Here is a 13,118-nt window from a genome sequence, read left to right as displayed (position 1 = left end):
TTCGCGTCACAGCAGGAGACAGCCCGATGAGCGACACGCCTTCCGACTATATCCGCACCAACCAGCTTGGGCGCAAATACGGCGCTGGCCTGGTGATCCTGGCCTTGTTCGCCTTGAGCAGTGTGCTCAATGGCGGCGGAGCGGCGCTGGTGACGCTCAAGGTGCTGTCCGCAATTCCCTTTGCCGTGGCCTGGATCTGCCTGCCACACCTGTTCGACCCGGTTCGCTCGCGTACCCCGCTGACGCCCAGCTTCCTGGAGCGGCGGGGGCTCGAGGGTGTGCTGCTGTCGTCAGCACTCGCCGTTGCCGGCTGGCAGCCGGACAGCAATCCCCTCGCCCTGGCATCGATCGTGGCCATCGCGACCGTCGTCTATGTCGCTGCCATGGCTATCCTATACCGCACTCTGGTACGGCAGCGCTGAACTGCATCGTGACTGGACATCTCCGAAAAACCTGTCATCCTGACGTCATGTTCAACCAACGTGAAGGAGGTGATCCAGTGTCTTATGAGATTTTGGCGCTCGAAGAAGGTCTTGGATTTCGTGTGCTGATCGGGAGTGATCTCGGCTAACACACGCCTCCTCGGCTTTCGAGGCCGATAGACTCAGGAAGGGCCGTCCCCCCAGGGGCGGCCCTTTTTATTGCCACTCCCCCGGGGCGGCCTTTGCACCGCCGCTCCCCAGGGGGCCCTTTTTATTGCCGCTTGACGGATGCGGCCAAGCCATTGATACCGCTGGACGGAATTCCTGGAGACACTGACCTTGTCGGCCAATTTCGTCCTGACCCTGTCCTGCGCCGATCGTCCCGGCATTGTCGCCGCCATCACTACCGAACTGGCGGCATTGGGCGCCAATATCGCCGAATCCAACCAGTTCTGGGATCGCGAGACCGATCGCTTCTTCATGCGCCTGGCCTTTACCGCGCCCGATGGCATTGGCCGCGAGGTCATCGAGCGCGCGCTCAAATCGCCGATCGAACGCTTTTCGATGAAGACGGCGCTGAGCGACGAGAGCCGACGCAAGCGCATCGTCATCATGGTGAGCAAGTTCGACCATACGTTGCTGCATTTGCTCTACCAGATCCGTGTCGGCTGGCTGGATGCCGAGGTCGCCGCCATTATCTCCAACCACGACGATGCGAGAAAGATCGCCGAAGATGCCGGCATCCCCTTCCATCTCCTGCCGGTGACCAAGGACAGCAAGGCCGCCCAGGAGGAACAGGTGCTGGCACTGGTCAAGCAGAGCGGCGCCGACCTGGTTGTGCTGGCTCGCTACATGCAGGTGCTGTCAGATAACCTCTCGACCCGCCTCTTCGGGCAGGTCATCAACATCCACCACTCGTTTTTGCCCAGTTTCAAGGGGGCCAAGCCCTATCACCAGGCCCATGAGCGGGGCGTCAAGATCATCGGCGCCACCGCCCATTACGTGACGCCCGACCTCGACGAAGGCCCGATCATCGAGCAGGAAACCGCCCGCGTCACCCATGCCATGAGCGCCGACGACCTGGTCGCCGCCGGCCGCGACATCGAAAGCCGCGTCCTGGCAAGAGCGGTAAAGCTGCACCTCGAAAACCGGGTGATGCTGAACGGCAAGAAGACGGTGGTTTTCGGGTAGCTCTTCACCTTCCCAAAAGGGAGAGGTAAGGTATCCTGCCCGTGGCGCATCTGGGCCATTCGGGCATACCCCTCATGGCCTTCTCACCTAAAATCGCTCCACCGGAGCTATTTTGCCCTGTGGGCCGGTTCTCAGACCGGCAGATCTTCCAGCCGCAGGGAGTCCGCCAGCGTGGTCTTGTCGAGCACTTCGCGGGTGGCCAGCGTGACGCGTTCGAAGACGTGGCGGATTTCGCAGCTCGCCTCTTCGCGGCAGTCTTCGCAGCGGCGATAGGCAATCTTGCTCAGGCAGGGGAGCGGCGCGATGGGGCCGTCGATCAGGCGCAGCACTTCGCCGAACATGATCTGCTCGGGCGCGCGCAAGAGCTCATAGCCACCCGAGCGGCCGCGCCGGCTGGCAACCAGGCCGGCCCGCTTGAGCTCGAGCAGAATTTGCTCGAGGAACTTCTTGGGGATCGCCTGCTCCTTGGAGATTTCGCCGATCATCATGGTCTGGCCGCGGCCCGCCCGGGCCAGGGAAACCAGGGCACGCAAGGCATACTTGGCTTTTTGCGAGATCATCGGCCCAACTTACTCCCGACGCGCCCATCGGGCGCGCCGCACGCGATCGGGGCGGCCCAGCCGCCCTCAAACTCTATGCGCCAGCGCCCAAGCCTTTGACAAGGGCCTAGCTTTTTGGCTCCGGCACGACCGGCGGGACAACAGTCCGGTCGATGCCTTCGTCTTCGCCCTCCGGCGGCGCAATGCCGCCTTCGTTGGTCTCGGCCTCGGCTTCCGCCTCGGTCTGCGCCTCGACATCTGCTTCTGGGTCAGGCAGTGCCGGTGCCGCTTCTTCGGCCCCGGCGGGCGCGGCAGTTTCCTCGGGCGGCGGTGCAGCCGCCGCTTCCGGCTCGGCTGCCGACTGCGTCTCGGCCGGTTGCGCCACCACCTCGTCGATCGCAGCCGGGGCTTCCCCGACGGTGGGGGTAGCCGCCACCGATTCCAGTTCGGCGGCCGGCGGCTCTTCATCGGGGCCCGGCAGGGCAATTACGCTTTCGGTATCGGCGGCTTCGACCGCATCGAGAACGACGGGGTCATCTATGGCGACCTCCAACGTCGGCTCCGGCGTCACTGGTTCGCCGGCATCCGCAGCCTCGACCGCCGGACCGGGCAGTTCGATCACGGTGTCCGCCGCGACGGTTGCAGCACCCTCCGCTGGCACGTCGGCAGCGGATTCCTCGGGAGCGGCTTGGGCAGCCGTCGGGGGCTCGGCTGGCGCGGCAGCGTCGACCGCCGGGACGACTGCCACGGGCACCACCGCCGCCGCCTTTTCGAGGAGATTTTCGGCCACCGGCAGCTTGGGCTCTTCCGGCACCGGCACCGCCACGCTGCCGTCGCCGCGCAGGAAGGCGAGGATGCCCTTGCCGATTTCGCGTTCGCCGCGGATGACCGTGGTGGCGCCCAGCCCGCGCAGGAACGTCTCTTCCTCTTCCGAATAGGCGCGCGCGATGATGGAAATACCCGGATTGAGCTTGCGCCCGGACTCGCAGACCGAGCCCGCCTCGAAGCCATTGGAGATGGCGACCAGGAGGTTCCGCGCCTGGGGCAGATTGGCCAGCCTGAGCACGTCCGCGCTCGCCGCATTGCCAAAGACGACTTCCAGGTTCTCCGCGCGGGCCGCAGCCACGTCATGATCGGAATCCTCGATCACCACGAGCCCGCCGCCATCCGCCTTGATGCCGGCTGCGACGATACGGCCGACCTGGCCATAGCCCACCAGCACCGTGTGACCGACCTGGTGCGACGGTTCGCCGGTATCGTCGTCGGCGCCTGGGGCGCCACGATCGACGGCGCCCTCGCTGGGCGCATCCGTCGTGATCGGGCCTTCGGCGGCCCTGCTGGTTTCGGTGGGTTCGATGCGCACGCCCTCGCGTTCGGACTTCTCCGCCTTGCGCTGCGCCACCCTGGCTTCAAAGCGCGGCTTGAGCAGGTCGAGCACCCAGAACACGACCGGGTTGAGCACGATCGAAATCAGCGCGCCGGCCAGGATCAGGTCCTGCCCCTCGGGCGGCAGGATGGCGAGGCTCACGCCCATGCTGGCCAGGATGAACGAGAATTCGCCGATCTGCGCCAGCGACGCGGAAATGGTCAGCGCCGTCGCCACCGGCCGGCGGAACAGCAGCACGATCGCAAACGCCGCCAGCGACTTGCCGATGATGATGATGAACACCGTGGCAATGACCGGAAGCGGATTGGTGATGATGATGCTGGGGTCGAACAGCATGCCCACCGACACGAAGAACAGCACGGCAAAGGCGTCGCGCAGCGGCAGCGTTTCCTGCGCGGCGCGATGGGACAGCTCGCTTTCCGAAAGGATCATGCCGGCAAAGAAGGCACCCAGCGCCAGCGACACGCCGAACAGCACGGCCGAGCCCAAGGCCACGCCGAGGGCGATGGCCAGCACCGCCAGCCGGAACAGTTCGCGCGAGCCGGTGTGGGCCGTGCCGTGCAGAGCCCACGGGATGACGCGGCGGCCGACGACCAGCATGAAGCCGACAAAGGCGGCGACCTTGACGATGGTGAGGCCCAATACGCCCCAGATGCCCACCGAGCCGCCCATGATGCGCTCGACGAAGGACACGAAGGGATCGTGCACGCCGGTATCGGCGCCATTTAGGCCGGCAATGGCGGGGATCAGCACCAAGGCCAACACCATTGCCAGGTCTTCCACGATCAACCAGCCCACCGCGATGCGGCCACGCTCGGATTCGATCAGGCGCCTGTCCTGCAGAGCCTTGAGCAGCACCACGGTGGATGCGACGGACAGGGCGAGGCCGAACAGCAGGCCGGCGCCGATGTCCCAGCCGAGCAGCAGCGCCAGGCCAAGGCCGAGCAGCGTGGCAAAGCCGATCTGCACGATGGCGCCCGGAATGGCGAGCGCCCGCACGCTCATTAGGTCCTTGAGCGAGAAATGCAGCCCGACGCCGAACATGAGGAGGATGACGCCCAGCTCCGCCAGTTCCGCCCCCAGCGCCTGGTCGGCGACGAAGCCGGGGGTATAGGGGCCCGCCAGAATGCCGGCAAACAGGTAGCCCACCAAAGGCGGCATTTTCAGCCGATTGGCGATCATCCCGAAGATATAGGCAAGCACCAGACCCGCGACGATCGTTGTGATCAGGGGGGTATCGTGCTGCATATTGCCTCCGTGGCGGGTTATCGACCTGATGCTGTCCGGAAATCTCTACGGCCAAGATGGGGTATTGGCCCGCGATCCGCAAGCAGAGCCGACACAAGAAGTGTCAGCAATTTGGCCTACTTGGCGAGAATGCTCCCACCGACTCATGCAGAGGCGCAAGTTTGGCATTGTTATGACGCCGGCCTGAACGGAACCTCCCGGCGGGCGACACGGTTGAGGGGCAACACGACACGGGGGCTTGCGGTGCGCTTTTCGGTGGGATGCGAGATTGGCTACGACGTCGCCGAGAGCGCGACGCTGATCTTCAATATCGAGGCCATGCATGGCGGCCGTCAGCGCGTCCTGAGCGAGACGCTCACCATCACCCCCAAAATCGCCGCCGACGAGAAGACCTCGGAGGAAAGCGGCAATCGCTACCTGCGGCTGACGGCGCCCAAGGGACTGGTCCAGCTGCGCTATGCCGCAGAAATCGAGCTCGACCCGCTGCACCAGGCGCCGGCCAAGCTCGACGAGGTGCCCATTGCCACCCTGCCGCTCGAAACGCTGCCCTTCCTCAATCCCTCGCGCTATTGCCCCTCCGACCAGTTGGCCCGCTTTGCCACTCGTCAGTTCGGCAGCATCGAGCCGGGCTTCGGCCGGGTGGTCGAAATCTGCAACTGGATCAATGCCGAGGTCGATTATCTCTCGGGCACCAGCGACACGACGACAACGGCCGCCGATACCTTTTCCCTGCGCGCCGGTGTCTGCCGTGACTTCGCCCATCTGGGCATCACCTTCTGCCGCGCCCTCGGCATTCCGGCGCGCTTTGTCTCCTGCTACGCCTGGCAACTGGAACCGCAGGATTTCCACGCCGTGTTCGAAGCCTATCTGGGCGATCGATGGTACCTGTTCGATCCCACCCGCATGGCCGCGCTTGATGGCATGGTGCGCATCGGCTGCGGCCGCGACGCCGCCGACACGGCCTTCGCCACAATCTACGGCCAGGTGCTGCCCCAACCCATCAAGGTGTGGAGCGAGGCGATCGATGGCGACAAGAACGAGGAATGGACGACGGATGCGGTCAGCGTGGTGCGGGAATAGTAGAGTGGAGTTTCGCCCTACCCCATGCCGTCCTGCAGACTGGTGACCCGCTCGACGACCACCTCGACCTCCATGCCGAGATAATCCTCCTTGCTGCCCATGAAGGTGCCGGCAATGGGAATGGCCTGGCGCGGTTCGCGGGCGACACCGACGCGGATCAGGTCGCGGGTACCGATAATGCCATTGGTGGGGTCGAACTCGACCCAGCCGGCGCCGGGCAGGTAGACCTGGCACCAGGCATGGGTGGCGCCGCCGCCGCGATGGTTGCCGTCGCGCGCCGGCGAATAGAGGTAGCCGGTGACGAAGCGTGCCGCCAGGCCCAGGGAGCGCACGGCCTCGATCATCAGGAGGGCAAAGTCCCGGCAGGTACCCTGACGCGTTGCCAGGGTCTTCGACGGTCGCTGCGTGCCCGGATCGTAGCGGCGCAGGTAGCGGAAGCTCTCCTTGATGCCCATGGTGATATTGGCCAGCAGATGCCCCGTATTGGTGACGCCGCGCGGGTCGAGGAAACGCCGCGCCCAGGCATCGACCTCGGTCTCCTCGGGGAACTGCCGGCGCAGGTTCGGCGACAGGTCGATGGCGTCGACGTCCCCATAGTCGAACGGATAGCTCTTGGCGCGCTGGTCGATCTCGAAGGCCGGGGTCAGCTCCGGCTTATGCTCGAGCACCATGGTGGCGACGATGCGCAGCTCCTCGGCCGGCTCGTCGAAACCGACAATGGCAATGCCGTTGCCGAACACGTCGTGGATCCAGCGCAGCGTGGCCGGCTTAGGGCGGATGGCGAGGCCGAAGCTTTCCAGCGTCTGCTCCATGCTGTCGCGCGGCCGCAGCAGCATGCGATGCTCGCCGAAGCGCACGGGTCGCCCATAGCGATAGACGGTCTCATGCCGCACCTGGAGCAGGGTCACGAGACGACCGTGATCTTTTCGGCGGCGCGGGTGATGCCTGTATAGAGCCAGCGCGCCCGCTCCTCGCGGAACACGAAGCTCTCGTCGAACAGGTAGACATTGTCCCACTGGCTGCCCTGCGCCTTGTGGACAGTCAGGCAGTAGCCGAAGGTGAATTCGTCGAACTGGCGCCGCTCCGGCCAGCTCATGGCATCCTCCTCGCCCGAGAAGAACGCCTTGTGGGTCAGGACGCGGGCCTCGCCCTTGCCCTCGTCGGCCCCCAGCAACAGGCTCCACTTGCCGTTGCTGCGCTTGGTGGTTTCCGTGACGATCCAGATCTGCCCGTTGAGCAGCTTCTTGCGCGGATTGTTCCTCAGGCACACCATGCGATCGCCCTCGACCGGCTCGTGGAAGGGCAGCCCCTTCAGCTCGCGCAGGCGGTCATTGTATTGTAGGCGGGTCTTGTTGCGGCCCACCAGCACCTGGTCGGCCTCCAGCACCGCGTTGCGATCGACATTGTCGCGCCCGACCACGATGGAATCCCCATACGAGCCGCGCTCCAGGTAGCCGCCCTCGCGCACCTGCATGGACAGGTGGATGATCGGATTGTCGGCCGCCTGGCGATGGATTTCGGTCAGCATGACATCAGGCTCGTCGGCGGTGAAGAAGCCAGCGCCCTGCACCGGCGGCAGCTGGAACGGGTCGCCCAGCACCAGCACCTTCACGCCGAAACTCAGGAGGTCCTTGCCCAGTTGCTCATCCACCATCGACACTTCATCGATGACGATGAGATCGGCGTCGGCGGCCGGGCTCTCGTCGTCCAGCACGAAGCGCGGCTCGCCCTCCTTCTCGCTTACCAGCGTATAGATGAGGCTGTGGATGGTCTGCGCCCCCTTGCAGCCGCGCTTGCGCATCACCAAAGCGGCCTTGCCGGTGAAGGCGGCATACTTGACGTTGCGCACATCCTGCGCCAGGTGCACCGCCAGCGTCGACTTGCCCGTGCCGGCCCAGCCGAACAGCCGGAACACCTGCGGCCCGTTCTTGTCCTTGAGCCAATTGGACACCGCAACCAGTGCGGCGTCCTGCTGGGGTGACCAGACCGGCATCAGCTAATCCTGGTCCTGACCGTGCCGACGCCTTCGATGCTGCCCTCGAGCACATCCCCCCGCACCACCGCGCCCACGCCGGCCGGCGTCCCGGTCATGACGATATCGCCGGCCTTGAGCGTCACGAAACGGCTGAGAAAGGCAATGGTATCGCTCACATTCCAGATCTGGTCGCCCAGGTCGCCGCGCTGGCGCTCGACGCCGTTGACCGCAAGCGTGATCGCCCCCTTGGCGGGATGGCCTATGGCACTGGCCGGCTCGATCGTGCCGATCGGCGCGGAATAGTCGAACCCCTTGGCCATGTCCCAGGGCCGCCCCGCCTTCTTGGCCACCGCCTGCAGGTCGCGCCGCGTCATGTCGAGCCCGGCGGCATAGCCATAGACATGGTCCAGTGCATCGGCGGCAGCGATATCGGCGCCATCCTTGCCGATGGCGACCACCAGTTCGATCTCGTGGTGCAGGTCACTGGTCTGCGGCGGATAGGGGATAGCCGCACCGCCAACCACGATGGCGTCAGCCGGCTTGCCGAAGAAGAACGGCGGCTCGCGCGTGTCATTGCCCATCTCGAGGATGTGCTCGGCATAGTTGCGCCCGACGCAATAGACCCGGCGCACCGCGAACAGGCCGCCCCGCGCGATCGGGATGGTCACGGGCGCATGGGGCTCGAACAGGACATCAGCCACGCTTGAATTCCTCGGCATAGGGGCCGATCAGGTCGAGGTCGATCCTGCCCAGCCGATCCTGCGCCGTGAAGCTCTGGTGCCAATAGGGATAGAGCAGTGGCGGCTGGCTGACCGCATCGAGCCGAGCCCGCTCCTCGGCGCCCAGCTTGAGCTCGGCGGCGAGCAGGTTGTCCTGGAACTGCTCCTCGCTGCGCCCGCCAATGATCACCGAGGTTACCCCGGGCCGGCCCAGCAGCCAGGCCAGCGCGACCTGCGCGCCGGAAACGCCACGTTCCTCGGCCACCGCAACCAGCACGTCGATGATGTCGTAGAGCTTGTCCCAGTCATAGACCGGCGGCTCGCGGAAACCGCCGACATGCCGGCCCGACTTCGGCCCGCCGTCGCGGCGATACTTGCCGCTCAGCAGCCCGCCAGCCAGCGGCGACCAGATCAGGATGCCAAGCCCCTGGTCCTGCGAAATCGGCACCAGCTCATACTCGGCTTCGCGCGAATGGAGGGTGTAGTGGATCTGCTGGGAGATAAAGCGCTCGCCCTGCCGCGCTCCGGCTGCGGCCAGAGCCTTGCTGATATGCCAGCCCGAATAGTTCGAGCACCCGATGTAACGCACATGGCCATGGCGTACGAGCGTGTCGAGCGCCTCCATCGTTTCCTCGATCGGTGTGATGCCGTCCCATTCGTGCACCTGGTAGAGGTCAATGACATCGGTCTTGAGGCGCTTGAGGCTGGCCTTGCACTGCTCGATGATGTGGTGGCGGGAGAGACCGATCTGGTTGGGACCGTCGCCCATCTTGAACCGCACCTTGGTCGCGACCAGCGTCCTTTCCCTGCGCCCGTTCTCGCTGAGCGCATGGCCGATCATCTCCTCGGAGACGCCGGCATTATAGACATTGGCGGTGTCGAGCAGGTTGATCCCGGCATCCAGGCACAGGTCGATCTGGCGCGTAGCATCGTCCTGCTCGGTATGGCCGACCTTCTCGGACCCGCCGAAGGTCATGGTGCCCATGGTAAGGGTCGACACCTTGAGGCCGGACCGGCCGAGATAACGGTATTCCATCGCCATTCCTCGTTTGTTCTACCGCGGTAGCGGTAAGGGGTGACGAGAGTCTGGTCAATGGCGCTGCCGCATGCTCTCGCAGAATCGAAAGATTTGCGGCAGTTTCGCGCCATCGGGAGAGGGAAAACCATGCGTCACAGTATCTTGCTCGCCGTGCTGCTGCTGGTGTCGATCCAGGCCGGGTTCGCGCAGGACAGCACGAAGCGCTACGCCGGCCAATGGCAGGCCACGTCGGGCGATGGCGGCACCGGCATGTGCCGCATCGACCTTGCCACCAATAGCGGCACCTTTGGTCTCTGGGCGACCAGCCTCGGATGCCTGGGTCCGCTGGCCATGGTCAATGGCTGGAAAAGCGATGCGGGCAATGTCCACCTGCTCGGCTTTGACGGCAATGTCGTCGCCACCTTCTCCCCCGATGGCCGCGCCCTCGATGGGCGCTTTGCCGACGGCGCGCCGGTCGTCCTGGCGCCGCTGAACGGCCAGAATGTCGCCAGCCTCGACAGCCCCGCCGCGCAGAACTGCATCCGCCTGCCCGATAGCGGCTATTGTGCATCGGGCAGCGACATTGCCGTGCCGACGGCCTTCCCGCTTTGGGTCAAGGGCCTGCATCCGCTGGTCATCCGGGCCCGGCCCAGCATGGCCAGCGACAAGCTTGGCGAAACCACGGCCGGCCAATGCTTCATGATCGATTCCTGCCAGGACACGCCGGAGGGCACGCGCTGCCACATCGCGCCGGGCCAGAACAGCCCGGCCGGCTACGTGCTCAAGCACTTCACCGACGACAAGGGCACATTCGTCGGTTTTCGGAACTTCTGCTGAAGCCATCGGTGACGGAGCCGGCGCGGCCTGCTAGGAGGGCCGCATCCATTCGAAAGCCTTCCCTTGCGGCCGCAATCCGTCGTCTTTTCCGTCGCCCTGGTAGCGCTTGGCATGGTCTTCACCCAGACCGGTGCCTCCTTTGCCAAGGGCCTGTTCCCCTTTGTCGGCGCCGCCGGCGCCACGACGCTGCGGCTGACGCTGGCGGCGACGGTGTTGCTGCTGGTCTTCCGGCCATGGCGCCAGAAAATCACCGCGCAGCAGTGGCGCGCCGTACTGCTCTATGGCGCCGTCATGGGCGCCATGAACCTCTTCTTCTACGCCGCATTGCAGACCATTCCCCTGGGCGTCGCGGTCGCCCTCGAATTCACCGGCCCACTGGCCGTTGCCCTGGCCGGCTCGCGCAAACCGCTCGACTTCGGCTGGATCGTGCTGGCCGTGGCGGGCCTCCTGGCCCTGCTGCCCCTGGGCCAGGGGTCCGGTGACATTGGCCTTGCCGGCGTGGGGCTGGCCCTTGCGGCGGGTGCCTGCTGGGCCGGCTACATCATCTTCGGCCAGCGCGCCGGCACCGGCGGCGGGCCGCACGTTACCGCGCTGGGCGTAACGGTGGCCGCGGTTATCGCATTGCCCTTCGGCATCGGCACGGCAGGCCCGGCTCTGCTTGATCCCGCCATCCTGCCCATCGCCCTTGGCGTGGCGCTGCTCTCGAGCGCCATCCCCTATGCCCTGGACATGGTGGCGCTGCCCCACATGCCCACGCGCCTGTTCGGCATTCTGATGAGCGGGCAGCCGGCGCTCGGCGCCCTGTCAGGCTTCGTCATCCTGCATGAAGCGCTGAGCCCGCTCCAGCTGGCGGGTATCGCCGCTGTCATCATAGCCTCGCTGGGGGCGACGCTGACGATTGCCAGGGATTCGCCGCCACCCGTGGCTTAGGTGGAGTCGGCGCGAGGCACGAAAACCTCTTCACCCGCTGTCTGTTTTGGGCATAGTCGCTCGTCATGTTTCAGACGAGGGATCCTCGAAATGCTCTACGCCGTGCTTTGCTACAATGACGAGAATGCCGTCGGCGCCTGGTCCAAGGAAGAAGACGACGCCGTGATGGCGCGCCTGGCCAAGGTCGAGGAGTCCATGAAGGCCAAGGGCAAGCTCGGCCCGGTCGCGCGGCTGCTGCCGACCACCTCCGCCACCACCCTGCGCAAGAATTCGGGCGAGCCGCTGATCATCGACGGACCCTTTGCCGAGACTAAGGAGCAGTTTTTGGGCTTCTACACGGTCGATTGCGACACGCTCGAGGAAGCCATCCAGTTCGCCAAGGATCTGGCGGTGGCCAATCCAGGCCTGGGCTCCTACGAAATCCGTCCGGTCGCGGTATTCCACCCCAGTGAGATTGGCTGATGGTCGACAATGCCTGGATAGCCGCGGCCCTGATGGCCGCCCGACCCCAGGCGTTGAGCGCCCTGCTGCGCTATTTCCGCAATCTCGACACGGCCGAGGAGGCCTTCCAGGAGGCAAGCCTCCGCGCCGTCAGGACCTGGCCGGACAAGGGCCCGCCGCGCGACACCGTGGCCTGGCTGGTGTTTGTCGGCCGCAATTGCGGCATCGATGCCGTCCGCAAGACCAGGAACAATGTCGCGCTGCCGCCGGAGGAGCGGCTGTCCGACCTCGAGGATGCCGAGACCGATATCGCCGCTCGGCTCGATGGCGCCCACTATCGCGATGATATCCTGCGGCTGCTGTTCATCTGCTGCCATCCCGACCTGCCGTCCAACCAGCAGATTGCCCTGGCGCTTCGGATCGTCGCCGGGCTGCCCCTGCGCCAGATCGCCCGGGCCTTCCTCATCAGCGAAGCCGCCATGGAGCAGCGCATCACCCGCGCCAAGGCCCGCATCGCGGCCAATCCGGTATCCTTCGATCCGCCCGATGCAGAAGACCGGCTGCAGCGGCTCGGCATTGTCGCCATGATGCTCTATCTGGTGTTCAACGAAGGCTATTCGCGCGGCCATTCCGACCCCGACGCGGCCCAGCTCTGCGACGAAGCCATCCGGCTGGCCCGCCTGCTGCTGCGCCTCTTCCCGTCCGAGCCCGAGGTCATGGGCCTGCTGGCCCTGATGCTGCTGCAGCATGCCCGCAATGGCGCACGGGTCGATGCTGCCGGGCAGATCGTGCTGCTCGAGGATCAGGATCGTGGGCTCTGGAATGCGGAGATGCTGACCGAAGGCCGTGCCCTGGTGGAAAAGGCACTGCGCCACCAGGAGCCCGGCATCTACCAGGTCCAGGCGGCCATTGCCGCCCAGCATGCCCGCGCCAGGCACGCGGCCGATACCGATTGGGGCGCCATCGACCGGCTCTACCAGACGCTTGAAGTTCTGCAGCCTTCGCCGGTGGTGACACTCAATCGCGCTGTGGCGGTGAACAAGGTGCGCGGTCCCGCGGCCGCCCTGGCACTGGTGACCCCGCTGGAGGAAAAGCTCGGGGGCTATTTCTACTACCACGGCGTGCGCGGCGGCCTGCTGCTGCAACTGGGCGACAAGGCTGGCGCCCGCGAAGCCTTCAAACGGGCCATCGCCCTGGCTAACTCGCCCGCCGAAGCCGCCCATATCCGGCTCCATCTCGACCGGCTCGGGACCCCACCGGCGCTGCCGCCCGCGCTATCGGCAAAATAGTCGCGAGGCTGTCGAATTGCCGCCACGGCACTCGTCGTGCTT

General features: G+C 65.6%; 12 protein-coding genes and 1 pseudogene. 7 read left to right on the top strand and 6 right to left on the bottom strand.

Annotated features, from left to right (window positions below):
• Positions 1-26: 26 nt before the first annotated feature.
• Together JI749_RS03945 and purU are read left to right on the top strand one after the other, a co-directional pair.
• Complete coding sequence (locus tag JI749_RS03945) at positions 27-422, top strand: hypothetical protein (protein WP_201659406.1); 396 nt, start codon at positions 27-29, stop codon at positions 420-422.
• A gap of 339 nt (positions 423-761) precedes the next feature.
• A complete protein-coding gene (purU, locus tag JI749_RS03940) occupies positions 762-1,613 on the top strand; it encodes a formyltetrahydrofolate deformylase (protein ID WP_201659403.1) in 852 nt (283 codons plus the stop codon).
• Positions 1,614-1,744: 131 nt separating this feature from the next.
• Here purU and JI749_RS03935 read toward each other — a convergent pair whose 3' ends face one another.
• Positions 1,745-2,173 carry an RrF2 family transcriptional regulator gene (locus tag JI749_RS03935; protein ID WP_201659399.1) on the bottom strand — a complete coding sequence of 143 codons (429 nt, stop codon included), beginning with the start codon at positions 2,171-2,173 and terminating at the stop codon, positions 1,745-1,747.
• Between the two features lie 829 nt (positions 2,174-3,002).
• Positions 3,003-4,787, bottom strand: a pseudogene (locus tag JI749_RS03930) (cation:proton antiporter domain-containing protein); the annotation flags it as partial.
• A gap of 243 nt (positions 4,788-5,030) precedes the next feature.
• Here JI749_RS03930 and JI749_RS03925 point away from each other — a divergent pair.
• Positions 5,031-5,867 carry a transglutaminase-like domain-containing protein gene (locus tag JI749_RS03925; RefSeq protein ID WP_201659393.1) on the top strand — a complete coding sequence of 279 codons (837 nt, stop codon included), beginning with the start codon at positions 5,031-5,033 and terminating at the stop codon, positions 5,865-5,867.
• Positions 5,868-5,884: 17 nt separating this feature from the next.
• Here JI749_RS03925 and JI749_RS03920 read toward each other — a convergent pair whose 3' ends face one another.
• Genes JI749_RS03920 through JI749_RS03905 form a run of 4 tightly spaced genes read right to left on the bottom strand, consistent with a single transcriptional unit; the run spans position 5,885 to position 9,597 of the window.
• Positions 5,885-6,775, bottom strand: a complete 891-nt coding sequence (locus JI749_RS03920) for a transglutaminase family protein (RefSeq protein ID WP_201659390.1) — start codon at positions 6,773-6,775, stop codon at positions 5,885-5,887.
• The gene (locus JI749_RS03915; RefSeq protein ID WP_201659387.1) at positions 6,772-7,860 is read right to left on the bottom strand and encodes an ATP-dependent DNA helicase; all 1,089 of its coding nucleotides are present in this window, start codon (positions 7,858-7,860) and stop codon (positions 6,772-6,774) included. The genes JI749_RS03920 and JI749_RS03915 overlap by 4 nt, the downstream gene beginning before the upstream one ends.
• Entirely contained in the window at positions 7,860-8,543 is a 684-nt protein-coding gene (locus tag JI749_RS03910; RefSeq protein ID WP_233280851.1) for a fumarylacetoacetate hydrolase family protein, read from the bottom strand. The genes JI749_RS03915 and JI749_RS03910 overlap by 1 nt, the downstream gene beginning before the upstream one ends.
• Complete coding sequence (locus tag JI749_RS03905) at positions 8,536-9,597, bottom strand: aldo/keto reductase (protein WP_201659381.1); 1,062 nt, start codon at positions 9,595-9,597, stop codon at positions 8,536-8,538. Before JI749_RS03905 ends, JI749_RS03910 begins: the two co-directional genes overlap by 8 nt.
• Positions 9,598-9,726: 129 nt before the next feature.
• Here JI749_RS03905 and JI749_RS03900 point away from each other — a divergent pair, with 129 nt between their 5' ends.
• The 4 genes from JI749_RS03900 (at position 9,727) to JI749_RS03885 (ending at position 13,076) form a co-directional block, all read left to right on the top strand.
• Complete coding sequence (locus tag JI749_RS03900) at positions 9,727-10,416, top strand: AprI/Inh family metalloprotease inhibitor (protein WP_201659377.1); 690 nt, start codon at positions 9,727-9,729, stop codon at positions 10,414-10,416.
• Positions 10,417-10,479: 63 nt separating this feature from the next.
• Complete coding sequence (locus JI749_RS03895; protein WP_233280850.1) at positions 10,480-11,346, top strand: EamA family transporter; 867 nt, start codon at positions 10,480-10,482, stop codon at positions 11,344-11,346.
• Between the two features lie 90 nt (positions 11,347-11,436).
• Positions 11,437-11,808: a YciI family protein gene (locus JI749_RS03890; protein ID WP_201659375.1), complete on the top strand. Its 372-nt coding sequence runs from the start codon at positions 11,437-11,439 to the stop codon at positions 11,806-11,808.
• A complete protein-coding gene (locus JI749_RS03885) occupies positions 11,808-13,076 on the top strand; it encodes an RNA polymerase sigma factor (RefSeq protein WP_201659372.1) in 1,269 nt (422 codons plus the stop codon). The genes JI749_RS03890 and JI749_RS03885 overlap by 1 nt, the downstream gene beginning before the upstream one ends.
• Positions 13,077-13,118 lie beyond the last annotated feature (42 nt).

The organism is Devosia oryziradicis (genome assembly GCF_016698645.1).
GTDB lineage: Bacteria > Pseudomonadota > Alphaproteobacteria > Rhizobiales > Devosiaceae > Devosia > Devosia oryziradicis.
The sequence above is the reverse complement of the archived record's forward strand: the minus strand, read 5'-3'. Positions and strand labels throughout refer to the sequence as shown.